Source organism: Streptomyces sp. CBMA123 (genome assembly GCF_014596465.1).
GTDB lineage: Bacteria > Actinomycetota > Actinomycetes > Streptomycetales > Streptomycetaceae > Kitasatospora.
Genome location: NZ_MECK01000019.1, coordinates 1 through 26,401 on the forward strand (window position 1 = coordinate 1; position 26,401 = coordinate 26,401).

The following is a 26,401-nucleotide window of genomic DNA, read 5'->3' on the forward strand; positions in this document are numbered from 1 at the left end:
CGGCAGGCGCCGCGGCCGCGGGCGCCGGTGCGGCCGGAGCCGCCGCCGGGCCCGACTGCACGTACCAGGACGGGGGAGTGTAATCGGGCGCGTCGGACCAGTCGTCGTCGTCCTCCGCCGCGTTGTCGCCGACGTAGACGCCGTCCCGATCGCTGCTCACTAGGGCTCCCTCGTGTTCGCCGCCGCTTGTTCAGCGGTGCCGTTTCCGCAACAAAGACTAGGCCGTTCGGCTGCCCCTGTTGAAGGCGGCTTCGGTTCCGGACCGGGATCGACCGGCCCGGAAGCACCCCTCAGTCCATCCGGCGCGGCCCGCCGAGCACCTGCTGTTCGGCCTGCCCGGCCACCGCGCGGACGTACTGACGCCGCATCCGGGTGGCCCACAGGGTGAGGTCGTCGCCGAGGGCGGGCAGCGCGGCCACGTCCTCCGGCGGGAGCGACAGCACCCGGCCGACCAGCTCCGCCTCCTGGGGCATGATCCGCTGCACACCGACCAGGTCGGCCGCGTTGAGCACCCGGGAGGCGTTCGGGCCCAGGTACGGGAGCAGCGTCAGGGTGGTCTGCCAGGGCGCGGCGGAGAGCCGGGTGCGCGGCGGGCGGGCGCCGAGGTCGCGCACCACGAGCACCGGCGAGGCCACCGAGGCGCCCTGCGGGCCGAGCCGTCCGACCTGGTGGACCGTCACGCAGGGCTGGCCGCCGCCGGCGGCCTGAGCCATCGGGCCCCAGAGCTGGGCGCGGGCGGTCTCCACCGCGACCCGGGCGCCGATCGCGGCCGCCCGCAGCGCGATGATCTGCGCCGTCCACACGCCGCCGACCAGCACCAGGTCGTACGCGCTGGGGCGGAACAGGCCGAGCACCGCGGGCAGTCCCTGCGGGTCGACGCCGATCACCACGCCGTCGTCGCCGACCGGGAAGGCCAGCGCCGCGAGGTCGGCGGCCTCCAGCACGTGCTTCTCCCGGCGCGGACCGCGCAGGCCGAAGCCCGGCAGGATCCGCGGCCGCGGCCGGCGCTGTTCGGGGCCGGGCGTCGGGCCGGGGGCGGGGTAGGTCTGGTACGCCATCAGGACGTTCCTCCCAGCGGCAGGGTGGCGAGCATGCCGGGGGCCTGTTCGAGGTCGAGCCGGACGAGGCCGAGCCCGGCGCTCTGCGCCCGCGCCTCCAGCTGGCGGCCGACGTCGCCGACCTCGCCCTCACTGCGGCCGGTCACCCGCAGGTGGCCGCTGACGGTCACCGAGCCGCCGGTGCCGTGTCCGGCGGTGAGGCTGAAGGTGCTGGCCAGCGCGGGGGAGCCGGTGATCAGGTTGACCAGGTCCGGTGCGCCGATCCGGCCGGTGCCGCCGCCGGGGCGGGTCAGCTGCGGCCAGCGGGAGATCGCGTAGGTGCTGTGCCAGCGGTCGTCGATCCGCCAGAAGCGGTTGCCCTCCTGGGTGCGGCGGGCGGTGCCGCCGCCGCTGCCGGTGCCCTGGCGCCCGGCGACCGCGATCGGGTTGGCGCAGGTGGCGATGGCCAGGGCGGCGATCAGTTCGCGCTCGTCCAGCACGGTCGCGTTGAACCCGGCGCTGTTGAGGCGTCCGGCCAGCTGGTCGGTGACCCGCTGGAGCGCCTTGCGGGCGCCGTCCTCGCCGCCGCCGCGGGCCCGGACGGCGGTGGCCGAGCGCTCCGGGTCGAGCTTGAGGGCGACCCAGGTCAGCCGCAGTCCGGGGGTGGAGGTGCCGTCCGGCAGTTCGCGGTAGGCGCGGGCGGCCAGCGACTGCTCCGGCAGGTGCTGGGCCGGGGCGGGCTGGGTGTGCTGGACCAGCTGCACCGACTCCAGGGCGATGTCGTCCACGGTGAGCGCGGAGCAGATCACGTCCAGCGGCAGCGGCAGCGCGGTGCGCACCGGGCGCAGCGGCTGGTCCTTGGCCTGGACGAGCAGCACCGAGGTGAGGAAGGTGCCGTCGCCGACCATGCCGGTCTCGCGGCGCACCGGGCGGCCGCCGAAGTCGGCCTCGGTGGCGTGGGTGCAGGTGCGCAGCGCCGGTTCGAGCTCCAGCGCGGGCGCCAGGGCCGGGTCGGTGCCGGGCGGCGGCAGCAGCGACTTCGCCTGCCTGCGGCGGGACTTGAGGGCGGAGCGGACCCGCAGCAGCTCCGGGATGGTGCGGCCGCGCAGCGGGACGACCGCCAGCACCAGCAGGACCAGCGAGACCGCGCCGAAGCCGGCCGCGACCGGGCGGCTGATCGTCCAGCCCACCGCCACCAGGGCGGCGGCGACCTCGACCAGGACGACCTGCTGGAGCTTCAACCGGCCGCCGAGCAGCCCGGGTCGGGGGTTGACGCGCACCTGGACGGGGCCGCCGGTGCCGGCCGCCGCCGGTCGGACGGCCGCGGCCTCGGCGGGCGGGCCGCCGCGGCGGGCCCGTCCGGACCGGCGCGACCTCCCTGCGCCCGCGGTGCCGCGGCGTTCTGGAGCGGTCTGGCTTGGCATCCCCCGGTGGCCCTCTCTGATCCTTTGGCGCGGCCCGGCTGGCTGGTTCGCGGACCGTACCCGTACCGTACTCACCGTCTGCTGCCGCATCGTAGAGGGTTCGGGCCGGATCCCGCCCGGCGGGTGCGGACCACGGGGCAGGTCGGGCCGACGGAGGCCGACCACGGCCGGCACAGGTCTGACAGAGGGGGACGACGAGGATGGCATCGCGTCGGGACGAGCTGAACGCGTACACCTTCGCCCGGAAGCGCACGGTGGGGGCGTTCCTGCTGCCCTCCGGCGGCGGCAGTGACGAGGACGCGCCGCGCCCGGTGAAGGCGGTGCTGCCGAGCGTGCTGGTGGGGACGCTGGTGGTGGCCGGGTTCGGGCTCTGGGGGGTGTTCAAGCCCGCCGCGCCGGTGCAGTGGGACAGCGGGAAGAACATCGTCCAGGGCAAGCAGTCGACCACCCGCTACGTGGTGCTGACCGATCCGGACGGCAAGACCAAGCGGCTGCACCAGGTGCTCAACATGTCCTCGGCGCGGCTGGTGCTGCCGGCCGGCGCCAAGGTCGTGGTGGTGGACGACGGGGTGCTGGACCGCTACCCCAACCACGGCCCGACCATCGGGATCCCGTACGCCCCGGACAAGTTGCCGGGCAGCGCCAGCCAGCCGATGAAGTGGGCGGTCTGCGACCGTCCGGGGTCGGACGAGAAGCAGGAGACCGTCAACCAGGCGGTGTTCGTGGCGGCCGGCGCGGACGCGGCCGCGCTGTCCGCCAAGGACCGGATGCTCGGCCCGGACCAGCTGATGCTGGTGCAGCAGGCGGACGACCAGCAGGTCTCGACCTCGGGGCCGGGCCAGCCGGCCGCGGGCGCCGCGAAGGTGTACCTGGTCGACGCCCAGGGCCGCAAGCACGAGATCGGCTCGGCGCAGTCGGACGACAAGGAGCGCAAGGCGCTGATCACCGCGGTCTTCGGGCCCAACGCGGTGCCGCAGCGGGTGAAGCGGGAGTGGCTGGACACCCTGGTGACCGCCAGCCCGATCACCTTCCCCGACGTCCAGGGGATGGCCGACAGCCCGAACCCCAACTCCAGCGTGAACCTGGGCAACGCGGCGGACCGCCGGATCGGCCGGCTGGTGCACTACCAGGACCGCAACTACGTGGTCGGCAAGGACGGCCTCTTCCTGATCACCCCGTTCCAGGCGGAGCTGATCCGGCAGAACCCGGCCTACCAGGTGCTCTACAAGTACGACCAGGACAGGCGCCCGCGCAACGACGAGATGACGCCGGACGACCAGTTCAAGAACAACACCGACGTCCGGCTGCCGAAGACCCCGGACGACTGGCCGCTGAAGTCCGGTGCGCCGGTGAACAACTGGCAGGAGCGCCAGGACGCCCGGCTGGTCGTCTGCAGCACCTTCGACGGCATGGCCGAGGACGGCCGCACGCCCCGGCGCAGCGTCTGGGCCGGGACGTCCTACCCGGCGGCGTACAACAACGGCGCGGGCGCGGCGTACGTGACGCCCGGTCACGGCCTGTTCTACCGGGCGGTGGACAACGCGGCCGCCGGCGCCGGCGCCGGTGCCGTTGCCGGTGCCGTTGCCGGTACCGCGGCCGGTGCCGGTGCGGCCGGTGGCTCCGGCACCGACTTCCTGATCACCGAGACCGGCCTGCGCTACTCCGTCCCGGCCAACGGCGACGGCGGCCACGGTCCCACCCCGTCGCCCGGCTCCAGCGGCTCCGCGAAGGCGACGACCCCGCCGTCGAGCACCCCGAACCCCGGCTCCGGGGACCAGTCGGCTCCGAATCCGGACGACCAACCGGGCGGCAACCAGGCCCGATTGGGCTACCAGAACGTCCAGCCGCTGCCCGTCCCCAAGGAGTGGTCGAACCTGGTGCCGGCCGGTCCGCCGCTGACCGCGAAGAGCGCCGCGCAGCCGCAGAACGCCTGATCAGCCAAGCCCGGCAACGGAATTGGCCCCAGTGTCATGGTCTGGTAACTACTCGACACTCGATGTTGGGTGAGTTGCGTGTGCCGACTACAGTGCTGCTGGACATCACACGGGTGATGCGGCGGCAGGGCCCCGGGGGCTCTCCGTACACACAATGTTTTTTCTCATGGGGGACGGTGGATCATGAGTGACGGCCAGTTCACGGTGACCGCGCAGGAGATGATGGACTTCGCCGGGAAGATCGAGACGGCGATCGGCCAGATCGAGGCGGAGCGCAACACGCTCCAGACGACGGTCGACAACATCACCAGCGGCTGGAAGGGCCAGGCGGCGGACGCCTACAAGGCCCTGCAGACGAAGGTCAACGATGACGTCAAGGCGCTGAAGGAATCGCTGACCGCGATCAAGCACGCCATCGAGCTGACCACCAAGCACTACGCGAGCGCGGAAGAGGAGCAGAAGTCCCTGTTCGGCCCGCAGGGCTGATCGTCGAAGGACTGATCTCCACTCCGTTCCGACCGTCCGCTCGACGGGGTGCCCGCGACTGAGCGCCGGGTGCTCCGCATCCTCGTCCAGGGAGACATTGTGACCGACCACATTCTCGTCAACTTCCAGACCCTCCACCAGGCGTCCCAGGACGTCCAGAACTCGGCCAACAAGATCGACCACATGCTGGGCGAGCTGCAGAAGGAGGTCACCAAGATCTCCCACGGCTGGCAGGGCCAGGCCCAGCAGGGCTACAAGACCCAGCAGACCAAGTGGGACAACGCCGCCCAGGACCTGAAGGACACCTGCGGCAAGATCTCCAGCGCGCTGGAGAGCGCCGCGCAGAACTACCAGGCGACCGAGAAGAAGAACGCCGGTCTCTGGGGCGGCCACTGATCCGGACGTTCCCGGACGGGAACGACAGGGGGCGGGTACCCGGGTTCCGGGTACCCGCCCTTCGGCGCGCGGCGCGGCACGGGGTGGCGAACATGAGGGGTGGCAGGGTGTCCGGACGCGGGTTCCGTAGGACGGCCGCGGCGCTGGCCGCGCTCGTGGTGCTGGGCGGCCCCTGCACCGCCCCGGCGTTCGCGGACGGCGGGCCCGCACTGGCCGCCGCCGGTGACTGCCCCAAGCCCGCGCCCGACGTGCCGACCGTGCCGTGGTCGCTGCAGCGGATACTGCTGGACGAACTCTGGCAGGGCGGGAAGACCACCGGCGGCGGGGTGACGGTCGCCGTCATCGACACCGGGGTGGACGACCGCAACCCCCAGCTGGCCGGCAAGGTCGACGCGGGCTCCAGCCTGCTGTTCGACAAGCAGAACAACAAGCCGGTCGACGGCACCTCCAAGGACGACACGGTCGGTCACGGCACCAAGGTGGCCGGCATCATCGCCGCGGGCCGCAGCGACCGGACGGGCTTCGTCGGGCTGGCCCCCGACGCCAGGATCTACGCGATCCGGCAGAACGACAGCGAGGGCAACGGTGACGTCTCCAGCCTCACCGCGGCCATCGCCGAGGTCGTCAAGAACAACACGGACCCGAAGAAGGCCCCGATTAGGGTCATCAACATCTCCCAGGACGTGCGCGGCGCGGGCGACGCCCACTTCGGCGGCTACCAGGAGCTGAAGGCCGCGATCGAGTCCGCCGAGAGCGCCGGCATCGTGGTGGTCGCCTCCAGCGGCAACGACGGCAAGGAGGGCGACACCTACCCGGGCGCCTTCCCGACCGTGCTCTCCGTCGGCGCCTCCGACCGCAACAACGAGCGCGCCCCGTTCTCCCAGTACGGCTCCTTCGTGAAGGTCGCCGCGCCGGGCGTCGACATGCTCTCCACCGTGCCCGGCGGCGGCCAGTGCGTCGACAACGGCACCAGCTTCGCCGCCCCGTACGTCTCCGGGCTCGCCGCGCTGCTGGTCGGCGCGCACCCCGGCTGGACGCCGGCCCAGGTGCGGGCGTGGATCGAGCAGTCCGCCCAGCGCACCGAGCGCGGCTCGAACGAGTTCATCGGCTGGGGTGTGGTGGACCCGGTCAAGGCCGTCACCAAGGCGCCCGACAATCCGCCGTCCGCCGCCGCCCCGGACGCTCCGGTGCAGCTGGCCGCCGCCCCGATCGTGCCGGCGCCGGTCGGCCTCGGCGAGACCCAGGCCGACCGCGACGGCCGCACCGCCACCTACGTGGTCGGCGTCGGCGCCCTGCTGGTGGCCCTGCTGATCGGCGGCGGCGTGGTGCTCCGCGACCGGCGCCGCGGGAAGAACCCGTGAACCGCCTGTAACACCGCGGCCCGTTCACCGCATCCATCAGGTGTCGGAGGCACACGGACGCGGGGGAGCGACGGGCGATGGGGTGGATCGGTGGTGGCCGCGAGGCCAAGGACGCGGAGTTCCTGGAACTCGTCTCCAGTCGCACCGGCCACCTCTACCGCTCGGCCTGTCTGCTCACCAGCGGCGACACCCACTACGCCGAGGACCTCGTACAGGAGGCCCTCAGCCGGATGTACGTGCTCTGGCGGCGCAGCGCCTTCACCGGCGGCCGGAACCGGATCGACAACCCGGCGGCCTACACCCACACCGTGATGGTGCGCACCTTCATCGCCCAGCAGCGCCGCCGCTCCAGCGGCGAGCGTCCGACCGAGGCGCTGCCGGAGCCGGAGGGGCACGACGCGGACAGCAGTCTGCGGCTGACCCTGCTCGACGCGCTCGGGCGGATGCCGGCCAAGGACCGGGCGGTGCTGGTGCTGCGCTACTGGGAGGACCGCAGCGTCGAGGAGACCGCCGAGGTGCTGCGGGTGTCCTCCGGCGCGGTCCGGACCAGGACCACCCGGGCGCTGGCGCGGCTGCGCGCCCTGCTCGGCGATTCGCTGGCCGAACTCGCGGCCCGCTGAACGACCCGCGCACCGGCCGCCGAGCGACCTGCGCACCACCGCTGACCACTACTGGCACTTCCACGACGCAAGGAGACGGTGATCCGCCATGTCCGAGCCGGACAAGTTCGAAGACGATCTGCTGTTCGCCCTCACCCGCACCGGTGAGGGCTTCCGCTCCGACCAGGCCGACCAGGCCGGGCTGGTGGCGGGCGGCTACCAGCGCGGCCGCAGCCGCTGGCGCCGCCGTTCGGCCGCCGCGGTGGTGGGCGGCGCGGCCGCGCTGGCCCTGGTGGGCACCGGCGCGGTCTACCTGACCGGTGCCACCTCGCACTCCGGCGCGGGCACGGTGGCCGCTGCCGCCTCCACCGCCTCCACCGCCTCCACCGGAGTCGCGGTGACCCCGGCCTCGGCGGGCACACCCACGCCCACCGCGGCCCCGAAGGTCGTCACCGGCGATGCGGTGCTGGCGGCCTTCAAGGCGCTGCTGCCCAAGGGGCAGATCACCGAGGCCGCCGGCCGCGGCACCGACGACCCCGCGATGAAGGGCACCTTCGCGGGCGCCCAGCTGGTGTTCGACGACGGTCAGGGCAAGTCGCTCCTGTCGGTCGCGGTCCAGAAGCACCGCAAGGGCCAGGGCCAGGAGCCGTCCTGCCCGGACCCCAAGCTCAACCGGATCGACTCGTGCTCGGTCGCCACCCTGGCGGACGGCTCCAAGCTGTACCTCAGCGAGGGGTACGAGTACCCGGACCACCGCGCCGACACCAAGGAGTGGTTGGCGGTGCTGACCGGGCCCGACGGCCGGGAGATCACCCTCAGCGAGTGGAACTCGCCGCAGGAGAAGGGCTCGCCCGACAGCCGTCCCAACCCGCCGCTCACCCTGGACCAGCTCAGGGGGATCGTCACCGACGGGTCCTGGGACCCGATCGCCGCGGCGGTCCAGTACGACGGCGTCGACTACGCGGCCCAGAGCACCGGGCTGTCCCTGCCGGACCGCCAGGCCGTCCTGGCCGGTCTGCTGCCCGCCGGGGTGAGCGTCGGCAAGGTCGACGGCAACGAGGTCGTCATGAACGTCCAGCTCGCCCAGGGGGGCACCGCCGGATCGCTGGTCGTGCGGGTGCAGAAGCTGGCGGCGCAGTCGGAGGCCGAGACGAAGAAGACGTCCGAGGGTGCGACGGTGCTGCCCGACGGCGGCCTGCTCAAGCTCTTCGGCCCGGGGACGTCCAGTCCGGGGGGCGCGCCGATGGCCGAGGTCCGGCGGGACGGCCTGCTCGTCCAGGTCGGCGAGCCGCCGACCGGCAAGCCGCTGCTCGGCCTGGACCAGCTCAAGGCGATCGCCACCAGCCCGGAGTGGCTCAGGAAGTAGCGGTCACGGACGTGGCGGTGCCCCGGGCTTGGGGGAGAGCCCGGGGCACCGCCGTGTGGGGGTGGGGGTGGGGGATCGGGGGGTCAGTCCCGCTGGTCCTCGGGGAGGCTGATCACCCAGCGAGTGGCCTGCCGGGGGCGCAGGTAGAACAGCCAGTAGAGGGTGGCGGCGGCGGTGATGCCGCCAGTCCACAGCAGGGGTTCGGCGTCGAGCTGGGTCATGACGTAGACCAGGACGACGATCAGCAGCGCTGGGACGGCCGGCCACAGCGGCATCCGCCAGGCGGCGGCGTGCTTGTGGTGGCCGCGGCGGGAGAGCAGCGAGGCGATGGCGACCAGCAGGTACATCGCGGTGACGGCGACGCCGGTGATGTTGCTGAGCAGCTGGCCCTTGACGAAGCAGAGCGCGGCGCCCGGCAGGCCGACCGCGAGGGTGGCGATCCACGGGGAGCCGAAGCGGCCGAGGGTGCCGAAGGCCTTGTTGACGGGCTCGGGCCAGGCCTTGTCGCGGGCGGAGGCGAACAGCACTCGGGAGTTCTGGATGACCATGACGATGCCGGCGTTGATGATGGCCAGCGCGATGCAGAGGCTGATGAAGGTGCCGACGGCGGAGTTGCTCCAGGCGGTGACCATGCCGGGGATGTCGCCGGAGGTCAGGGTCTGCAGGTCGGGGGCGCCCATGGTGATGGCGGCGACCGGGACCAGGATGATGGCGCTGGAGAGGCCGAGGGTCCACAGCACGGTGCGGGAGACGGTGCGGCGGGGGTTCTCCAGCTCCTCGGAGAGGTAGACCGCGGTGGAGAAGCCCTGGGTGGCGAACAGCGCGATGCCGAGGGCGCCGACGATGGCGCCGATGCCGACGGGGGCGGCGCCGCTGTGGGTGGAGACCAGGCCGTGCAGCAGGCTGGGGTGGGCGGTGTTGGTGTGGGCGAAGCCGAGCACCGAGACGACGCCAGCCGCGATGACCTCCAGGACCAGGAAGATGCCGGTGATCCAGGCGTTGGCGCGCAGGTCGAGCAGGCCGGCCAGGGTGGCGGCGAGCATCACGGCGGCGCCGGCGATCGGCTTGTCGACGTGCAGGACGGGCGCCAGGTAGTCGGCGGTGCCGAGGGCGATGACCGAGGGGACGATCATCACCACGATCAGCGACTGGATGAACACCAGCCAGCCCGCGAGCCGGCCGGCCAGGGTGCCGACCATCGCGTACTCGCCGCCGGCGCTGGGGATCAGGGTGCCGAGCTCGGAGTAGCAGAACGCGACGGCGATGCAGAGCACGGAGCCGATGCCGATGGCCAGGGCGGTGGCGCTGCCGATGCTGGAGAACAGTTCCGGCACGATCACGAAGAGCGTCGAGGCGGGGGTGACGCAGGACAGCGTGAGCAGGGTGCCGCCCACGACGCCGATCGAGCGCTTGAGCTGTTGGGGCGCGGCTGCCCCGTCCGCCGTGGCGGTGACGTTCTGTGGCGGGCGAAGCGTGTCGGTCATGTGGCTTCCGATCGGCTCTGTGCGGTCCTGGGATGGGAGCGGTATCGCCTCCGCTGGCTGGTTGCTCGGGTCCTGTCCGGTCGCTCCCAAGGCCGCAATGGAACCTTGGCGTATTGATTGCGTCAACGCCGGAAGTGCTTCGGAATCCGTTGCGGTGAACGGCATAGACATGCGATCCGATGATCACTTACTGTCATGGCGCTGTTTGTCCGACTTGTTACTTTGGCCACATCAAGCATGAATCCAAGGTGAACTGCGGATTGCAGGCCACCTTTCAAAGGCGACGCCTTGATGGGGCGGCGATACGTCCAGGTGCTGCTGAGCAGCAGGGCAACCCCCGAGGTGGGTGCGGGAATCGCAGCCCCACCCCGGAAAGATCTAGGTAACGTTTCAGCACCTGGGACGCCGAAGGGGCCGGACTCCGCTGAGTCCGACCCCTTCGATCACCGTCCGTAGCGAACGGCCCGACTGCTCCACCCGGTCACTGCTCCGGCAGCCAGCCCGTCTGGACCATCTGCCCGTTGGTCGCGCGGCGTGACACGTACACCCCGCGGCCCGGCGGCAGCGCCTGCGGCTTGACCGTCCCCAGCAGCGCGCCCTCGTCCCGGTTGCCGGACAGGATGATGCCCTGCCCGCCCAGCTCGCGCATCCGCTGCATCACCGGCTCGTACAGCGAGCGCCCGGCGCCGCCCGCGCTGCGGGCCACGATCACCCGCAGGCCGATGTCCCGGGCGAACGGCAGGAACTCGGCCAGCGGCGCCAGCGGGTTGCCCGAGCCGGTCGCGACCAGCTCGTAGTCGTCGACGATCACGAACATGTCCTTGCCGGTGTACCAGCTGCGGTTGCGCAGCTGCTCGGCGGTCACGTCCGGGCCGGGCAGGCGCCGGGCGCAGGCCCCGCGCAGCATGTCCACGATGGCCGTCATGGCCGGCTGCGCGGCCGCGTACTCCACCAGGTACTCCGGCGGGACGGTGCCCAGCAGGGCGCGCCGGTAGTCGCCGACCACGATGCCCGCCTGGTCCGGGGTGTAGCGCTCGGTGATCTGCTTGATCAGCATCCGCAGCACCGCCGACTTCCCGGACTCGGTGTCACCGAAGACGATGAACAGCGGGTCGGTGTCGAAGTTGACGAACACCGGCGCCAGCTCGGCCTCGTCCACGCCGAAGGACACGCCGCGCTCCGGGTGCTCGAAGCCCTTCGGCAGCGAGTGGCCGTCCAGGACGGCCGGCAGCATCCGCACCTGCGGGGCGCGCTGGCCGGTCCAGGCCGCGTCGACCGCGCCGACCAGTCCGGCGACGCCGTCCTGCAGGTCCTCCACCGAGGAGGAGCCGTCCAGCCGGGGCAGGCCGCCCAGGAAGTGCAGCCGCTCCGCGGTGATGCCGCGCCCGGCCAGCGGCGGGACGTTCTGCGCCACCCGGCGGTCCACCTCGGACTCCATCGAGTCACCGAGCTTCAGCTCGATGCGGTTCTGCAGCAGGTCCTTCAGCGCGGGGCGCACCTCCGCGTACCGGGCCGCGGTGATCACCAGGTGGACGCCGTAGCCGAGGCCGCGCTGGGCGATGTCGCCGATCACCGGCTCCAGGCCCTCGAACTCCTGCTTGAAGGTGTTCCAGCCGTCGATCATCAGGAACACGTCGCCGAAGGCCTCGTCCGGCAGCTGCCCGGCCGCCCGGCGGGCCCGGTAGGTGGTGATGGTGTCGATCCCGGCCGTCCGGAACAGCTCCTCGCGCCGGTTCATCACCGCGTGCACCTCGGATACCATCCGGCGCACCTTGTCCACGTCCAGGCGCCCGGCCACCCCGCCGACGTGCGGCAGCCCGGTCAGCGACTGGAAGCTGCCCGCGCCGAAGTCCAGCAGGTAGAACTGCACCTCGCGCGGCGTGTGGGTGAGGCCGAAGGCGGTCGTCACGGTGCGCAGCACGGTGGACTTGCCCGAGCGCGGGCCGCCCACCACCAGGCCGTGGCCGGCCGCCCCGGAGAAGTCGACCTCCAGGATGTCGGTCTTCTGCTCGCGCGGCTTGTCCACGATGCCGATCGGGGCCCGCAGCCGGCCGCCCGGGTAGCCCGGCGCGGTCAGCCCGCGGTCCGGGACGACCTGCAGCGGCGGCAGCAGGTGGTCCATGCTCGGCGCCTCGTCCAGCGGCGGCAGCCACACCTGGTGCGCGGCCGGGCCCTGGCCGGTCATCCGCTGGACGAAGACGTCCAGCACGGTGTCCACCAGCGCGTCGTCCTGCTCCGGGGCCTGCGGCGTCTCCTCCTCCACCGGCTCCGGCGGCAGGTCCACGAAGGACGAGGTGAACGCCACCGGCCGGGCGTTCACCCGCCGCCCGCCGGTCGACCGCTGCTGCCCCGGCGCCCGGTACGGCCCCGAGACGTACGCGGCCTTGAACCGGTCCATCACGTCCTCGCCGAACTTCAGGTAGCCGACGCCCGGCACCGGCGGCAGGTGGTACGCGTCCGGCACGCCGATCGCCGCCCGCGACTCGGCGGCGGAGAAGGTGCGCAGACCGATCCGGTACGAGAGGTAGGTGTCCAGGCCGCGCAGCTTGCCCTCCTCCAGGCGCTGCGAGGCCAGCAGCAGGTGCACGCCCAGGGAGCGGCCGATCCGGCCGATCTGGATGAACATCTCGATGAAGTCGGGCTTGGCGGTGAGGAGTTCGGAGAACTCGTCGATGATCAGCACCAGCGAGGGCAGCGGGTCCAGCGCCGCGCCCGCGGCCCGGGCCCGCTCGTACTCGTGGATGTTGGCGTAGTTGCCGGAGCGGTGCAGCAGCTCCTGGCGGCGGTGCAGCTCGCCCTCGATCGCGTCGCGCATGCGGTCGACCAGGGTGAGTTCGCCCTCCAGGTTGGTGATCACCGCGGAGGTGTGCGGCATGTCCGCCATGCCCAGGAAGGTCGCGCCGCCCTTGAAGTCGGCGAGCACGAAGTTCAGCGTCTCCGAGGAGTGGGTCATCGCCAGCGCGAGCACCAGCGTGCGCAGCAGCTCCGACTTGCCGGAACCGGTCGCGCCCACGCACAGGCCGTGCGGGCCCATGCCCTCCAGCGCGGCCTCCTTGATGTCCAGGTAGACGTGCTCGCCGCCCGCGCCGACGCCGATCGGCACCCGCATCCGCTCGTGCTGGGCGCGCGGGCGCCAGCTGCGGGCCACGTCGAAGGAGCCCGGGTCGCCCGAGTTCATCATGTCGGTGAAGTCCAGGTTGGACAGCAGCGGCTCGTCGTCACCGCCGGCCGAGGCCCGGTACGGCGCCAACTGCCGCGCCAGCGCCTCGGACTGCCACAGCGAGAGCAGGTCCGGCTTGCCGCTGTAGGTCGCCCCGGAGGCCGAACGCAGGACCAGCTCCTGCGGGGTGACCGTCACCATCAGGTGTCCGCTCGGCTCGTCCACCTCGCCCGGGACGACCTCGATGACGGTCACCCCCTGCACGCCCTCGGGGCTCGCCAGCACCGAGTCGTGCGGCACCCCGGCGCCGTCCATGATCACCACCAGGTGCGGCTGGTCCGCGGCGGGCGCCGCGTCCCGGACGAAGCGCTGGCGGCCGGACAGCTCGTCCTGCAGCAGGTACTCCAGCTCGCCCAGGTCGGCGGCGCTCAGCCGGCGCGAGCCCGCGCCGTCGCTCTCCTTGCGGTGCTGGTTGTGCGGCAGCCACTTGGTCCAGTCCCACTCCTCGGCCGCGCCGGGCGCCGCGGCGACCGCGATCAGCAGGTCGTCCGGCGAGTGCAGGGTGGTCAGTTGGGCGATCATCGCGCGCACGTTGCCGTACACCGCGTCGGGGTCCCCGCACACCGTGATGTGGTAGAACGCCCGCAGCGAGACCGCCAGCGGCAGGTCCTGGAGGGTGCCGTGGGCCTTCAGGAAGGAGTGCATCGCGGCCGCCGACAGCGGCTCCAGCTCGTCCATCGGCGCGGTCTGCGGCGCCACCAGCGGGGTGGACAGCTGCACCGGCCCGAGGCCCACCCGGATCTGCGCGAAGTCGCCGTCCGCCGTGCGCCGTTCCCACAGCCGCCGGCCGTCCTCGACGATCGACCACAGCTGGTCCGGCGCCGGGTTCAGGAACAGCAGCGCGCCGCGCTGGCTCTCCGCCGTGCGGCGCACCTGGCGGCGGGTCTGCTGCAGGTACTTGAGGTAGTCGCGCCGCTCGTCCGCCATCACGGTCGAGCCGCCCTTGCGGGCCCGCACGATCTGGGCCAGCACCATGCCGACCGTCGAGACGATCATCAGACCGCCCATGATCTTCATCGGGGCGGCCGCGCCGGGCGAGAAGAAGAACACCGCCGAGCCGCCCATGCCGAGCATCGGCAGGACGCTCATCAGCCAGTCCTCGCCGCCGTGCCGGGGCAGCTCGGGCGGGCTGACCAGCTCCACCGGCTCGTCCGGAACGGTCGGCGGGTAGGCCCTGGCCGGTCGCTTGACCATGATCACACCCATGTGCCATCCACCCCGCGGCGTCGATCGATCACTTCGGCATCAGCCCTCACGCGACTGCGCCCGGGCCGGTACGGACACCCGTGGCTGAGGACGCCCCACCCAGCGCAGCCCCCGTACCACCGTGCGCAGGCGCCCGATACTAACGGTCGGCCCCCGCACCGCCCGCCGGGCCCCGCCCGCGGCAGCACCGGGCCCCGCCCCACGGCGGCACCGACCCCCGCCCCGCAGCGACGGCGGGCACGAACCGAGCGGGTAGGGTAACGCCGCGCCAACTCGCGGCCCGGCCGGGCCGGTTCCACAGCCACACCGCGCGCCGCCGTGCGGCGGCACCGTCAACACAGGGGGAGCGCCCAGTGCGTCGAAGGATCGAGGTGCGGCCGTGACTTCAACCGCCGCCACGGGCTACTGCCGGGTGACCGTCGTCGCCCCGGACCGCCGGATCGACGTCGCCCTGCCCGAGGACGTCGCCCTCGCCGACGTCTACCCCGAGGTGCTGCGCCTGGCCAAGCAGAGCCAGCCCGACGGCACCCCCACCGGCTTCCACCTGGTCCGCCGCGACGGCACCGTGCTCGACAGCAGCCTCTCGCTGGCCGCCCAGCAGGTCCGCGACGGCGACCTGTTGGCGCTGCGCCCCTTCGCCGAGTCGCTGCCGCCGGCCGTCTACGACGACGTCGCCGACGCCATCGCCAGCGCCGTCGAGGCCGACCGCCGGTTCTGGACCGTCGACCTGATGCGCGGCTTCGGCCTGATCGGCGCCGGGGTGCTGCTCACCCTGCTCGGCTTCGCGCTCTGGTTCTCCGACCTGCGCCACGACATGCACAGCCTGCCCGGCGTACTGGCCGGCGTCGCCGCCGTGGTGCTCACCGCGCTCGCCGGGGTGCGCGCCCGGGTCTACCAGGACGCCCCCGCCGCGGTCGCGCTCGGCCTCGGCGCCCTGCCGCACGCCATGATCGCCGGCAGCGGCATCATCGCCGTCGCCCACCCGTGGGACGGCCCCGGCCGGCTGCAGTTCCTGACCGGCTGCGTCACCGCCCTGGTGATCGCCGTGCTGCTGGCCGGACTCCTGCCGGAGAAGGACGCGGTGTTCGTCGCCGCCGCCTTCGTCGCCACCGCCGGCGCGCTCGCCACCTTCACCGCCGTGCTGATGCCCGGCACCCCGGCCGGGAACATCGCCGCCGTCACCGGTGTCGCCGCGGTCGCCGCGGTCGGCTTCCTGCCCAGCCTCTCCGCCCGCTTCGCCCGGCTGCCGGTCGGCTTCAGCGCCCCCGGCCAGACCCGCACCCGCAGCCGCGACTACGACGAGGAGGCCGAGCGCGCCGAGGCCGTCCAGTACGAGCGGATCGCCCACCAGGCCCGCCGCGGCCACGAGGTGCTGGTCGGCCTGGTCGGCGGCTGCGCCGCGGTCGTGGTCGGTGCCTGCGCCGTCCTCTCCTTCACCGACCGGACCTTCCCGGAGCTGCTGGCGCTCGCCCTGGGCATCGCCACCATGCTGCGCGCCCGGCTGTTCCGCTACACGGCGCAGGTCCTCAGCCTCACCGTCGCCGGGCTGCTCGGCCTGTGCCTGCTGATCGTCGGACTGTCCCTGCACACCCCGCAGTTCATCCTGCGGGCGGCCGGCTCCGGCACCGAACTCGACCTGCGCACGATCTGGCTGGCCGCCTCCATCGCCTTCGGCGCCGCGCTGCTCACCGCGATCGCGCTGGTGGTGCCCCGACTCGGCGTCTCCCCGTTCTGGGGCCGCATCCTGGACCTGGTGGACAGCCTCACCCTGATCTCGCTGGTCCCGCTGGCGCTCGCCGTGCTGAACGTCTACCGGCTGGTCCGCGGCGCCACCGGCTGACCGCCGCCGGCCGGTGGCCACCGGTGCCGCCCGCCCGCCGACCGGCCGGGTGGCCGACACTGGTACCCTTGGCCTCCGAGCGCAGCCGTGTGTCCGACCCCGTGGGTCGCAGACCTCGGACCGCGCTCACGACACCGAGTTCTCGCAGAGCCCTGTGCAGTCGACCAGGACCGCTCGGTAGACCTTGAAGGAGTTGCAGTGGCTCTCGCCTCTGACGTCAAGAAGCAGATCTTCGCCGAGTTCGGCCAGAAGGAGGGCGACACCGGCTCCCCCGAGGTCCAGGTCGCCATGCTCTCGCGCCGTATCTCGGACCTGACCGAGCACCTCAAGTTCCACAAGCACGACCACCACTCGCGTCGTGGCCTGCTGATCCTGGTCGGCCAGCGCCGCCGCCTCCTGCAGTACCTGGCCAAGAAGGACATCGAGCGCTTCCGTACGCTCGTCGACCGTCTGGGCATCCGTCGCGGTGCCGCCGGCGGCGCCCGCTGAGAACGCCGCTCGGGGCGGCTCCCCACACCGGGGAGCCGCCCCTCGCGCGTATGCCGCGGCGGTTCGACCGCGGCACCCTGACATAACAACTCGCGCGCACCTCCCCAGGTGGCCGAGGATTGCACCGTAGGGTTGTGGGCATGCCGGGTGATGGCGCACCAGCGCGCCACCCGGGCAGACAGCCCGAACCCCCCCGCGGGACGAAGGCTTCAAACGGAAGCCGCCCGCATCCGAGAGAGCGTCCAGACGCGGACCGCCCGTCCCGGCCCGGCAGCCGTGAGGCGCCGGTCCTCGGTAGTGGCCCCCGGAACCCCCGCAGCCGAGCGGGGCACCCCGGAGGCTTCGATCGAAGACCGGCCCGGCTGCCGCCCTCCCTGGCAAGAGGGCCCCGGAGCCAACGCGAGGCACTGCGCGGGGACGCTTTCCCGGAGACGTACGAAAGAGGAGATCTTCCAGGTGGAAGAGAACGTGTTCTACGCCGAGGCCGTGATCGACAACGGTTCCTTCGGCACCCGTACCATCCGCTTCGAGACCGGCCGTCTGGCCCGTCAGGCCGCCGGCTCCGCCGTGGCCTACCTGGACGACGACACCATGGTGCTGTCGGCCACCAGCGCGTCCAAGCAGCCGAAGGAGCACTTCGACTTCTTCCCGCTGACGGTGGACGTCGAGGAGCGGATGTACGCCGCCGGCCGCATCCCCGGCTCGTTCTTCCGTCGTGAGGGCCGGCCCTCCGAGGACGCGATCCTCACCTGCCGCCTGATCGACCGCCCGCTGCGCCCGTCCTTCGTCAAGGGCCTGCGCAACGAGGTCCAGGTCGTCTGCACCGTGATGGCGCTCAACCCCGACCACCTGTACGACGTGGTCGCGATCAACGCCGCCTCCGCCTCCACCCAGCTGGCGGGCCTGCCGTTCTCCGGCCCGATCGGTGGCGTCCGCGTCGCGCTGATCAACGGCCAGTGGGTCGCCTTCCCGACCCACAGCGAGCTGGAGTCGGCCGTCTTCGACATGGTCGTCGCCGGTCGCGTCCTGCCGGACGGCGATGTCGCGATCATGATGGTCGAGGCCGAGGCCACCGACAAGACCATCAAGCTGGTCGAGGGCGGCGCCGACGCGCCGACCGAGGAGGTCGTGGCCGCCGGTCTCGACGCCGCCAAGCCCTTCATCAAGGTGCTGTGCGCCGCGCAGGCGCAGCTGGCCGCCCAGGCCGCCAAGCCGACCGCCGAGTTCCCGGTCTTCCTGGACTACCAGGACGACGTCCTCGCCGCGCTGACCAGCGCCGTCAAGGACGAGCTGGCCCAGGCCCTCACCATCCCGGGCAAGCAGGAGCGCAACACCGAGCTGGACCGCGTCAAGGCCCTCGCGGCCGAGAAGCTGCTCCCCGAGTTCGAGGGTCGCGAGAAGGAGATCAGCGCCGCCTACAACGCGCTGACCAAGAAGATCGTCCGCGAGCGCGTCATCAAGGACAAGGTCCGCATGGACGGCCGCGGTGTCACCGACATCCGCACCCTGGCCGCCGAGGTCGAGGCCATCCCGCGCGTCCACGGCTCGGCGCTGTTCGAGCGCGGCGAGACCCAGATCCTGGGTGTCACCACGCTGAACATGCTCCGCATGGAGCAGCAGCTCGACACGCTCTCCCCGGAGACGCGTCGCCGCTACATGCACAACTACAACTTCCCGCCGTACTCGGTCGGCGAGACCGGTCGCGTGGGCGCCCCCAAGCGCCGCGAGATCGGCCACGGCGCCCTGGCCGAGCGCGCCATCCTCCCGGTCCTCCCGACCCGCGAGGAGTTCCCGTACGCCATCCGCCAGGTCTCCGAGGCGCTCGGCTCCAACGGCTCCACCTCGATGGGCTCGGTCTGCGCCTCGACCATGTCGCTGCTGAACGCCGGTGTGCCGCTCAAGGCCGCCGTCGCCGGCATCGCCATGGGCCTGATCTCGCAGGAGATCGACGGTGAGACCCACTACGTCGCGCTGACCGACATCCTGGGCGCCGAGGACGCGTACGGCGACATGGACTTCAAGGTCGCCGGTACCCGCAACTTCATCACCGCGCTGCAGCTCGACACCAAGCTGAACGGCATCCCGGCCTCCGTGCTGGCCGCCGCGCTGAAGCAGGCCCGCGACGCGCGCCTGCACATCCTCGACGTGATGAACGAGGCCATCGACTCGCCCGACGAGATGTCCCCGAACGCGCCGCGCATCATCACCATCAAGATCCCGGTGGACAAGATCGGCGAGGTCATCGGCCCCAAGGGCAAGATGATCAACCAGATCCAGGAGGACACCGGCGCCGAGATCACGATCGAGGACGACGGCACCATCTACATCGGTGCCTCCGACGGGCCGGCCGCCGAGGCCGCCCGCACCACGATCAACCAGATCGCCAACCCGACCATGCCGGAGGTCGGCGAGCGCTACCTGGGCACCGTGGTCAAGACCACGACGTTCGGCGCGTTCGTCTCGCTCATGCCGGGCAAGGACGGCCTGCTGCACATCTCGCAGATCCGCAAGCTGGCCGGCGGCAAGCGCGTGGAGAACGTCGAGGACGTCCTCGGCGTCGGCGCCAAGGTGCAGGTCGAGATCGCCGAGATCGACCCGCGCGGCAAGCTCTCCCTCATCCCGGTCGTCGAGGGCGAGGACGGCGACGAGGCCGCTTCCGAGTGAAGCGCCGCTAGCTGACCCTTGCGGCCCGTACGCCTCCCCGGCGTGCGGGCCGCACCCTGTTGTCCACGCGTTCGTCCGTACGTGCCATTCCACGTGCGATTCCTCTGGAGGTACCCACCGTGGCCCAGGCCCCGGCGGTAAAGCAGCGTCCCGGCAGCACCCGGACCCTGCTCAAGGGCGTCGACGGCGCCGGCACGGTGCGCCGCTCCGTCCTGCCCGGCGGCCTGCGGGTCGTCACCGAGACCCTGCCGACGGTGCGCTCCGCGACCTTCGGCATCTGGGTCGGCGTCGGCTCGCGGGACGAGACCCCGCAGCTCAACGGCGCCACCCACTACCTGGAGCACCTGCTCTTCAAGGGCACCGAGCGGCGCAGCGCGCTGGACATCTCGGCGGCCCTGGACGCGGTCGGTGGCGAGATGAACGCCTTCACCGCGAAGGAGAACACCTGCTACTACGCCCGGGTCCTGGACACCGACCTGCCGCTGGCCATCGACGTGGTCTGCGACATGCTGACCGGCTCGCTGATCCGCCCCGAGGACGTCGACGCCGAGCGCGGCGTCATCCTCGAGGAGATGGCGATGGCCGAGGACGACCCGGGTGACGTCGTCCACGACCTGTTCGCCAAGGTGATCTTCGGCAGCGGCCCGCTCGGCCGCCCGATCCTCGGCACCCAGGAGACCATCAAGGCGCTCACCCGGGACCAGATCGCGGGCTTCTACCACCGCCGCTACCGCCCGGAGAACCTGGTCGTCGCCGCGGCCGGCAACCTGGACCACCGCAAGGTCGTCAAGCAGGTGCAGGAGGCCTTCGCCCCGGTGCTGGCCCGCTCCACCGCGGCGCCCGCCGAGGCCCGCCGCGGCGTCAAGGCGCTGCGCACGGCCGGCAGGGTCGAGGTGCTCAACCGCTCCACCGAGCAGGCCCACCTGGTGCTGGGCGTGCCCGGGGTACCCCGGCACGACGAGCGCCGCTGGGCGATGGGCGTGCTCAACGCGGCCCTGGGCGGCGGGATGAGCTCCCGGCTGTTCCAGGAGGTCCGGGAGAAGCGCGGCCTGGCCTACTCGGTCTACTCGTACTCCTCCTCCTACGCGGACACCGGCCTGTTCGGCATCTACGCCGGCTGCCAGCCCAAGCGGGTCGAGGAGGTGCTGCGGATCTGCCGCGAGGAGCTGGCCAAGGTGGTCGCCGAGGGCATCACCGAGGAGGAGCTGCAGCGGGCGATCGGCCAGATCTCCGGCTCCACCGTGCTCGGCATGGAGGACACCGGCTCGCTGATGAACCGGATCGGCAAGGCCGAACTCAGCTACGGGCACCACCTGTCGGTGGACGAGATGCTGGAGCGGATCGCCGCGGTGACCCTGGAGGACGTCCACGCGGTGGCCCGTGATGTGCTGGGCGCGTACCGGCCGTCGCTGGCACTGATCGGCCCGGTCAACGACAAGCGGGCCGCCAAGCTCGCCGATCTGCTGGCCTGAGGATTGTCTTCCCGGAGAGGAACGTCGCTATGACGCTGCGTGTCGCCGTGATCGGTGCCAACGGACGGATCGGCTCGGAGGCGGTCAAGGCCGTCGAGGCCGCGCCGGACCTGGAGCTGGTGGCCACCCTCGGCCGCGGCTCGAAGCTGGAGGAGCTCACCGAGGCGGGCGCCCAGGTCGCCGTCGAACTGACCCACCCGGACTCGGTGATGGGCAACCTGGACTACTGCCTGCACCACGGCATCCACGTCGTCACCGGCACCACCGGCTGGACGGACGAGCGGCTGGCCACCGTCGAGGGCTGGCTGTCCGGGGCCCCCGACCTCGGCCTGCTGATCGCGCCCAACTTCTCCATCGGCGCGATCCTCGGCATGAAGTTCTCCCAGATCGCCGCCCGGTACTTCGAGTCGGTCGAGGTGGTCGAACTGCACCACGACCGCAAGGCCGACGCGCCCAGCGGCACCGCCACCCGCACCGCCCAGCTGATCGCCGCGGCCCGCGCCGAGGCCGGCCGCCCGAAGCAGCAGGACCCGACCACCCACAGCCTGCCCGGCGCGCGCGGCGCCGACGTGGACGGGGTGCCGGTGCACGCCGTACGGCTGCGCGGCCTGCTGGCCCACCAGCAGGTGATGTTCGGCGACACCGGCGAGACGCTCACCATCCGGCACGACTCGCTGCACCACAGCAGCTTCATGCCGGGCATCCTGCTGGGCGTGCGCAAGGTCGTCGAGACCCCGGGGCTGACCTTCGGCCTCGAACACTTCCTGGACCTGTGACCGTGGTGACCTCCAGGAGCGTGACATGACCTCCCGTACCGGTTTCTTCGTCCTGTCCGGCGTGCTGCTGCTGGTCGCCCTCCTCTGCGTGGGGGAGGGCGTCCAGCTGGTCGCCACCGGAAAGCCGCTCGGCATCGGCATCGGCCTCTGCGCCTTCGTGATCCCGGTGATCGGCCTCTGGTTCCTGCGCCAGACCGTCCGCTTCGGCCGGGCCAGCGAGCAGCTCGCCCGCGAACTGGAGGCCGAGGGCGGCCTGCCGGTGGACGAGCTGAAGCGCACCGGCGGCGGGCGGATCGACCGGGCCTCGGCCGACGCGGTGTTCACCCGCCGCCAGGCCGAGGCGGAGGCCGAGCCGGGCGACTGGCGGGTGTGGTTCCGCCTCGCCGTGGCCTACGCCGACGCCGGCGACACCCCGCGCGCCCGCAAGACCATGCAGCACGCCATCAGGCTGCACAGCACCGAACCCGCAAGGAGTAACGCGTGAGCGACGAACCGACGGCCCCCAGCTTCCGCAGCGATGTGACGGTGGAGCTGGTCCGCAGCGCCGCCGCGGACTCGGACGTCATCTGGGCGGCCCGGGTGTCGACCGCGGGGGAGCAGTCCCTGGACGCGCTCCAGCAGGACCCGGAGAAGTCCAAGGGCCTGATCAACTTCCTGATGCGCGACCGGCACGGCACGCCCTTCGAGCACAACTCGATGACCTTCTTCATCAGCGCGCCGATCTTCGTGTTCCGCGAGTTCCACCGGCACCGCAGCGGCTGGTCCTACAACGAGGAGTCCGGCCGCTACCGCGAGCTGGAGCCGGTCTTCTACGTCCCGGCCGAGGACCGCAAGCTGGTCCAGCAGGGCCGCCCGGGCAAGTACGAGTTCCACCAGGGCACCCCGGAGCAGCACAAGACCACCACCGGGGCGATGGAGGCCGCGTACCTCGAGTCCTACGCCCGCTACCAGGAGATGCTGGCGGCCGGCGTGGCCCGCGAGGTGGCCCGCGCGGTGCTGCCGGTCGGCCTGTTCTCCTCGATGTACGCGACCTGCAACGCGCGTTCGCTGATGCACTTCCTCTCGCTGCGCACCCGGCGGGAGAACTCGGCGGTGCCGTCGTTCCCGCAGCGCGAGATCGAGATGGTCGCGGAGCAGATGGAGGAGCAGTGGGCGCAGCTCATGCCGCTCACCCATGCGGCCTTCGAGAAGCACGGCCGGGTCGCCCCCTGACCTGGGACGACAGGCATATGGGCAGAGTGTCTGGCATGTCTGGATTGCGGCTTTTCTAGCCGCTCCCTACATTCGAGACCACGGATTCCGGTGCTGCCCGAACCCCCGAGCGGGCAGCACCGGAATCCCATCTCCCCGCCCTGACCTGCTCCACCTGTCCGAACCATGGACCGGCATGGGTACCGCCCCACCGCCTACGAGTAGCTTTGGACGCATGGCTCCGACCTCCACCCCCCAGACGCCGTTCGGCCGGGTACTGACCGCGATGGTCACCCCGTTCACCGCCGACGGCGCACTCGACATCGACGGCGCCCAGCGCCTCGCCACGTACCTCGTCGACTCCGGGAACGACGGCCTCGTCGTCAACGGCACCACCGGTGAGTCCCCGACCACCAGCGACGCCGAGAAGGCCCAGCTCGTCCGCGCCGTGGTGGAGGCGGTCGGGGACCGTGCCCACGTGGTGGCCGGGGTCGGCACCAACGACACCCACCACAGCGTCGAGCTGGCCCGCCAGGCGGACGCCGCCGGGGCGCACGGCCTGCTGGTCGTCACGCCGTACTACAACAAGCCCCCGCAGGAGGGCCTGTACCGGCACTTCACGCAGGTCGCCGACGCCACCGGGCTGCCGGTCATGGCGTACGACATCCCGGGCCGCAGCGGGGTCGCGCTGAGCCACGAGACCCTCGTCCGGCTCGGCGAGCACCCGCGGATCGTCGCCAACAAGGACGCCAAGGGCGACCTCGGCGCCGCGGCCTGGGCGATCGCCCGCTCCGACCTCGCCTGGTACTCCGGCGACGACATCCTCAACCTGCCGCTGCTGTCCGTCGGAGCCGTCGGCGTGGTCAGCGTCGTCGGGCACGTGGTGGCCGGTGAGCTGAAGTCGATGATCGAGGCCTACCTGGCCGGCGATGTGGCCAAGGCCACCGCCATCCACCAGGGCCTGCTGCCGGTGTTCACCGGTATGTTCCGCACCCAGGGCGTGATCCTCACCAAGGCCGCGCTGGACCTCCGGGGCCTGCCCGCCGGGCCGCTGCGACTGCCGCTGGTCGGAGCGACGGCCGAGGAGATCGACCGATTGAAGCAGGATCTCGCCGCCGGCGGGGTACACCTGTAGCAGACACAGACGTGCGTGCCCCGGCTCGCCGGACCCGACCGGGTCCGCCGCTGGACCGGACCGAAGGCGCGAGTGCACAGACCCAGTAGGAAAACGACACTGAGTACACACGCCATATGTCTCTGGGGGAGGACCCCAGGCATGTGGCGTGCGTCGTGAGGAGAGTCTTTTGAGCCACCCGCATCCCGAACTCGGCACCCCTCCGGCCCTGAAGGAGGGCGCCCTCCGCATCACTCCGCTCGGCGGCCTCGGTGAGATCGGCCGCAACATGACGGTCCTCGAGTACGGCGGCCGCATCCTGATCATCGACTGCGGCGTCCTCTTCCCCGAGGACGAGCAGCCCGGCGTCGACCTGATCCTCCCGGACTTCACCTACATCCGGGACCGCCTCGACAAGGTCGACGGCATCGTCCTCACCCACGGGCACGAGGACCACATCGGCGCCGTCCCCTTCCTCCTGCGGGAGAACCCGGACATCCCGCTGATCGGTTCGAAGCTGACCCTCGCCCTGATCGAGGCGAAGCTCGCCGAGCACCGCATCCGGCCGTACGTGCTGGAGGTGAAGGAGGGCGAGCGCGAGCGCATCGGCCCCTTCGACTGCGAGTTCATCGCGGTCAACCACTCCATCCCGGACGCCCTCGCCGTGGCCGTCCGCACCCCCGCCGGCATGGTCGTGGCCACCGGTGACTTCAAGATGGACCAGCTGCCGCTGGACGGCCGCCTCACCGACCTGCCGACCTTCGCCAAGCTGGCCGAGGAGGGCATGGACCTGCTGCTGGTGGACTCCACCAACGCCGAGGTCCCCGGCTTCATCCCGCACGAGCGGGACATCTCGGCCGCGCTGCGAAACGTCTTCGCGAACGCCGACAAGCGCATCATCGTCGCCTCCTTCGCCAGCCACGTGCACCGCATCCAGCAGGTGCTGGACGCCGCGCACGAGTACAAGCGCAAGGTCGCCTTCGTCGGCCGCTCGATGGTCCGCAACATGGGCATCGCCCGCGACCTGGGCTACCTGAAGGTCCCCGGCAACATGGTCGTCGACGTCAAGCAGCTCGACGACCTGCCGGACAAGGACGTCGTGCTGATCTGCACCGGCTCCCAGGGCGAGCCGATGGCGGCGCTGTCCCGGATGGCCAACCGCGACCACCAGATCCGCATCGTCGAGGGCGACACCGTCGTCCTGGCGTCCTCGCTCATCCCGGGCAACGAGAACGCCGTCTACCGCGTCATCAACGGCCTGACCCGCTGGGGCGCCAAGGTCGTGCACAAGGGCAACGCCAAGGTGCACGTCTCCGGCCACGCCTCGGCCGGCGAACTGCTGTACTTCTTCAACATCTGCAAGCCGCGCAACCTGATGCCGGTCCACGGCGAGTGGCGCCACCTGCGGGCTGCCGCCGAACTCGGCATCGCCACCGGCGTGCCGCGCAACCGCGTGGTCATCGCCGAGGACGGTGTCTGCGTCGACCTGGAGAAGGGCGTCGCCCGGATCGTCGGCAAGGTCCAGGCCGGTTACGTCTACGTGGACGGTGCCTCGGTCGGCGACATCACCGAGGCCTCGCTCAAGGACCGCAAGATCCTCGGCGAGGAGGGCTTCATCTCGGTCTTCGTCGCGGTCGACTCGGCCAACGGCAAGATCGTCGGCGGCCCGACCATCCAGGCGCGTGGCTCCGGCATCGACGACAACGCCTTCGGGCCGGTCGTCGCCAAGCTCCAGGAGGGCCTGGACCGCTCGGCGAGCGACGGCGTGCTGGAGCCCCGTCAGGTGCAGCAGCTCGTCCGCCGGACCATCGGCAAGTGGGTCGCGGACAACTACCGCCGCCGGCCGATGATCCTGCCGGTCGTCGTCGAGGTCTGAGTTCGGCTCTGAGTTCTGTCTCTGAGTCCCGTCTCTGAGTCCTGTCTCTGAGCCTTGCCTCTGAGTCTCGTCCGGCCCTGCTGTGGCTGGTTTGACGTGGGGCAACCCGGTGCGTAGTGTTCTCCGGGTTGCCCCACGGGACGAGCCCCAAGGAAGTCCTCGAATGCGAATTCGAGAACAGCCGGGAAAACGGACCGAGAAACTCTGGTAGAGTTCGGGAGCGCCGAAAGGCGAAAGCCAAATCGGATGAATGAAACTCCGGAAAACGGAGCGGAAAACATCTGATAAGCTGGAAACACGAAAGAACGAAGCGCCCGGAGGGCCCGCTGGAAGGCGGCTCGAAGGAAGTGTCCGTTCCTTGAGAACTCAACAGCGTGCCAAAAGTCAACGCCAGATATGTTGACATCCCCGGCCTTGATCGTCTGATCGGGGTTGGAGATTCCTTTTGAAAAAACACTAGCGAGGA

Annotated in this window: 19 protein-coding genes; 15 read left to right on the plus strand and 4 right to left on the minus strand. The window is 71.6% G+C overall.

The window, feature by feature from the left end; genetic code table 11:
• Nucleotides 1-290: 290 nt before the first annotated feature.
• Nucleotides 291-1,058 carry a hypothetical protein gene (locus BG452_RS04205; protein WP_188302780.1) on the minus strand — a complete coding sequence of 256 codons (768 nt, stop codon included), beginning with the start codon at nt 1,056-1,058 and terminating at the stop codon, nt 291-293.
• The gene (gene eccE / locus BG452_RS04210) at nt 1,058-2,461 is read right to left on the minus strand and encodes a type VII secretion protein EccE (protein WP_188302781.1); all 1,404 of its coding nucleotides are present in this window, start codon (nt 2,459-2,461) and stop codon (nt 1,058-1,060) included. The genes BG452_RS04205 and eccE overlap by 1 nt, the downstream gene beginning before the upstream one ends.
• Before the next feature lie 200 nt (nt 2,462-2,661).
• On the opposite strand from eccE, the gene BG452_RS04215 reads away from it, so the two are divergent.
• The 6 genes from BG452_RS04215 (at nt 2,662) to BG452_RS04240 (ending at nt 8,603) form a co-directional block, all read left to right on the plus strand.
• Nucleotides 2,662-4,395 carry a type VII secretion protein EccB gene (locus BG452_RS04215; protein WP_188302782.1) on the plus strand — a complete coding sequence of 578 codons (1,734 nt, stop codon included), beginning with the start codon at nt 2,662-2,664 and terminating at the stop codon, nt 4,393-4,395.
• A 183-nt stretch (nt 4,396-4,578) separates the two neighbouring features.
• Nucleotides 4,579-4,881 (plus strand): WXG100 family type VII secretion target, encoded by a 303-nt coding sequence (locus BG452_RS04220; RefSeq protein WP_188302783.1) that lies wholly within the window; start codon nt 4,579-4,581, stop codon nt 4,879-4,881.
• Between the two features lie 99 nt (nt 4,882-4,980).
• Nucleotides 4,981-5,277 (plus strand): WXG100 family type VII secretion target, encoded by a 297-nt coding sequence (locus BG452_RS04225; RefSeq protein ID WP_188302784.1) that lies wholly within the window; start codon nt 4,981-4,983, stop codon nt 5,275-5,277.
• 107 nt (nt 5,278-5,384) lie between these two features.
• Nucleotides 5,385-6,638 carry a type VII secretion-associated serine protease mycosin gene (mycP, locus tag BG452_RS04230; RefSeq protein WP_317620897.1) on the plus strand — a complete coding sequence of 418 codons (1,254 nt, stop codon included), beginning with the start codon at nt 5,385-5,387 and terminating at the stop codon, nt 6,636-6,638.
• A 77-nt stretch (nt 6,639-6,715) separates the two neighbouring features.
• Nucleotides 6,716-7,258, plus strand: coding sequence for a SigE family RNA polymerase sigma factor (locus tag BG452_RS04235; protein WP_188302786.1), 543 nt, complete (start codon nt 6,716-6,718; stop codon nt 7,256-7,258).
• An 88-nt stretch (nt 7,259-7,346) separates the two neighbouring features.
• Entirely contained in the window at nt 7,347-8,603 is a 1,257-nt protein-coding gene (locus BG452_RS04240; RefSeq protein ID WP_188302787.1) for a hypothetical protein, read from the plus strand.
• Between the two features lie 83 nt (nt 8,604-8,686).
• Here the strand turns inward: BG452_RS04240 and BG452_RS04245 are convergent, their stop codons facing one another.
• Together BG452_RS04245 and eccCa are read right to left on the minus strand one after the other, a co-directional pair.
• The gene (locus tag BG452_RS04245) at nt 8,687-10,087 is read right to left on the minus strand and encodes an APC family permease (protein WP_188302788.1); all 1,401 of its coding nucleotides are present in this window, start codon (nt 10,085-10,087) and stop codon (nt 8,687-8,689) included.
• Nucleotides 10,088-10,568: 481 nt separating this feature from the next.
• Nucleotides 10,569-14,513 carry a type VII secretion protein EccCa gene (gene eccCa, locus BG452_RS04250; protein ID WP_188302789.1) on the minus strand — a complete coding sequence of 1,315 codons (3,945 nt, stop codon included), beginning with the start codon at nt 14,511-14,513 and terminating at the stop codon, nt 10,569-10,571.
• A 379-nt stretch (nt 14,514-14,892) separates the two neighbouring features.
• Between eccCa and eccD the strand changes: the two genes are divergently transcribed.
• The 9 genes from eccD to BG452_RS04295 all read left to right on the plus strand — a co-directional run bounded on the left by eccD (nt 14,893) and on the right by BG452_RS04295 (nt 25,935).
• Complete coding sequence (gene eccD, locus BG452_RS04255) at nt 14,893-16,353, plus strand: type VII secretion integral membrane protein EccD (RefSeq protein WP_188302790.1); 1,461 nt, start codon at nt 14,893-14,895, stop codon at nt 16,351-16,353.
• 198 nt (nt 16,354-16,551) lie between these two features.
• Nucleotides 16,552-16,842, plus strand: a complete 291-nt coding sequence (rpsO, locus tag BG452_RS04260; protein ID WP_188302791.1) for a 30S ribosomal protein S15 — start codon at nt 16,552-16,554, stop codon at nt 16,840-16,842.
• A 456-nt stretch (nt 16,843-17,298) separates the two neighbouring features.
• Nucleotides 17,299-19,506 (plus strand): polyribonucleotide nucleotidyltransferase, encoded by a 2,208-nt coding sequence (locus BG452_RS04265; RefSeq protein WP_188302792.1) that lies wholly within the window; start codon nt 17,299-17,301, stop codon nt 19,504-19,506.
• A gap of 119 nt (nt 19,507-19,625) precedes the next feature.
• On the plus strand, nt 19,626-20,978 hold the full coding sequence (locus BG452_RS04270) for a pitrilysin family protein (RefSeq protein ID WP_317620898.1): 1,353 nt from the start codon (nt 19,626-19,628) through the stop codon (nt 20,976-20,978).
• Between the two features lie 29 nt (nt 20,979-21,007).
• On the plus strand, nt 21,008-21,754 hold the full coding sequence (gene dapB, locus BG452_RS04275; RefSeq protein ID WP_188302793.1) for a 4-hydroxy-tetrahydrodipicolinate reductase: 747 nt from the start codon (nt 21,008-21,010) through the stop codon (nt 21,752-21,754).
• A gap of 25 nt (nt 21,755-21,779) precedes the next feature.
• Nucleotides 21,780-22,238, plus strand: a complete 459-nt coding sequence (locus BG452_RS04280; protein ID WP_188302794.1) for a tetratricopeptide repeat protein — start codon at nt 21,780-21,782, stop codon at nt 22,236-22,238.
• The gene (gene thyX, locus BG452_RS04285) at nt 22,235-22,966 is read left to right on the plus strand and encodes an FAD-dependent thymidylate synthase (protein WP_188302795.1); all 732 of its coding nucleotides are present in this window, start codon (nt 22,235-22,237) and stop codon (nt 22,964-22,966) included. The genes BG452_RS04280 and thyX overlap by 4 nt, the downstream gene beginning before the upstream one ends.
• A 214-nt stretch (nt 22,967-23,180) precedes the next feature.
• Entirely contained in the window at nt 23,181-24,080 is a 900-nt protein-coding gene (gene dapA / locus BG452_RS04290; protein ID WP_188302796.1) for a 4-hydroxy-tetrahydrodipicolinate synthase, read from the plus strand.
• 169 nt (nt 24,081-24,249) lie between these two features.
• A complete protein-coding gene (locus BG452_RS04295) occupies nt 24,250-25,935 on the plus strand; it encodes a ribonuclease J (RefSeq protein ID WP_188302797.1) in 1,686 nt (561 codons plus the stop codon).
• Nucleotides 25,936-26,401: the final 466 nt, after the last annotated feature.

What these genes read in the sequence shown, in the direction of transcription:
- BG452_RS04205 (WP_188302780.1), bottom strand. Translation starts at nt 1,058, where the DNA reads ATGGCGTACCAGACCTACCCCGCCCCCGGCCCGACGCCCGGCCCCGAA.
- eccE (WP_188302781.1), bottom strand. Translation starts at nt 2,461, where the DNA reads ATGCCAAGCCAGACCGCTCCAGAACGCCGCGGCACCGCGGGCGCAGGG.
- BG452_RS04215 (WP_188302782.1), top strand. Translation starts at nt 2,662, where the DNA reads ATGGCATCGCGTCGGGACGAGCTGAACGCGTACACCTTCGCCCGGAAG.
- BG452_RS04220 (WP_188302783.1), top strand. Translation starts at nt 4,579, where the DNA reads ATGAGTGACGGCCAGTTCACGGTGACCGCGCAGGAGATGATGGACTTC.
- BG452_RS04235 (WP_188302786.1), top strand. Translation starts at nt 6,716, where the DNA reads ATGGGGTGGATCGGTGGTGGCCGCGAGGCCAAGGACGCGGAGTTCCTG.
- BG452_RS04240 (WP_188302787.1), top strand. Translation starts at nt 7,347, where the DNA reads ATGTCCGAGCCGGACAAGTTCGAAGACGATCTGCTGTTCGCCCTCACC.
- BG452_RS04245 (WP_188302788.1), bottom strand. Translation starts at nt 10,087, where the DNA reads ATGACCGACACGCTTCGCCCGCCACAGAACGTCACCGCCACGGCGGAC.
- eccCa (WP_188302789.1), bottom strand. Translation starts at nt 14,513, where the DNA reads ATGGGTGTGATCATGGTCAAGCGACCGGCCAGGGCCTACCCGCCGACC.
- dapB (WP_188302793.1), top strand. Translation starts at nt 21,008, where the DNA reads ATGACGCTGCGTGTCGCCGTGATCGGTGCCAACGGACGGATCGGCTCG.
- BG452_RS04280 (WP_188302794.1), top strand. Translation starts at nt 21,780, where the DNA reads ATGACCTCCCGTACCGGTTTCTTCGTCCTGTCCGGCGTGCTGCTGCTG.
- dapA (WP_188302796.1), top strand. Translation starts at nt 23,181, where the DNA reads ATGGCTCCGACCTCCACCCCCCAGACGCCGTTCGGCCGGGTACTGACC.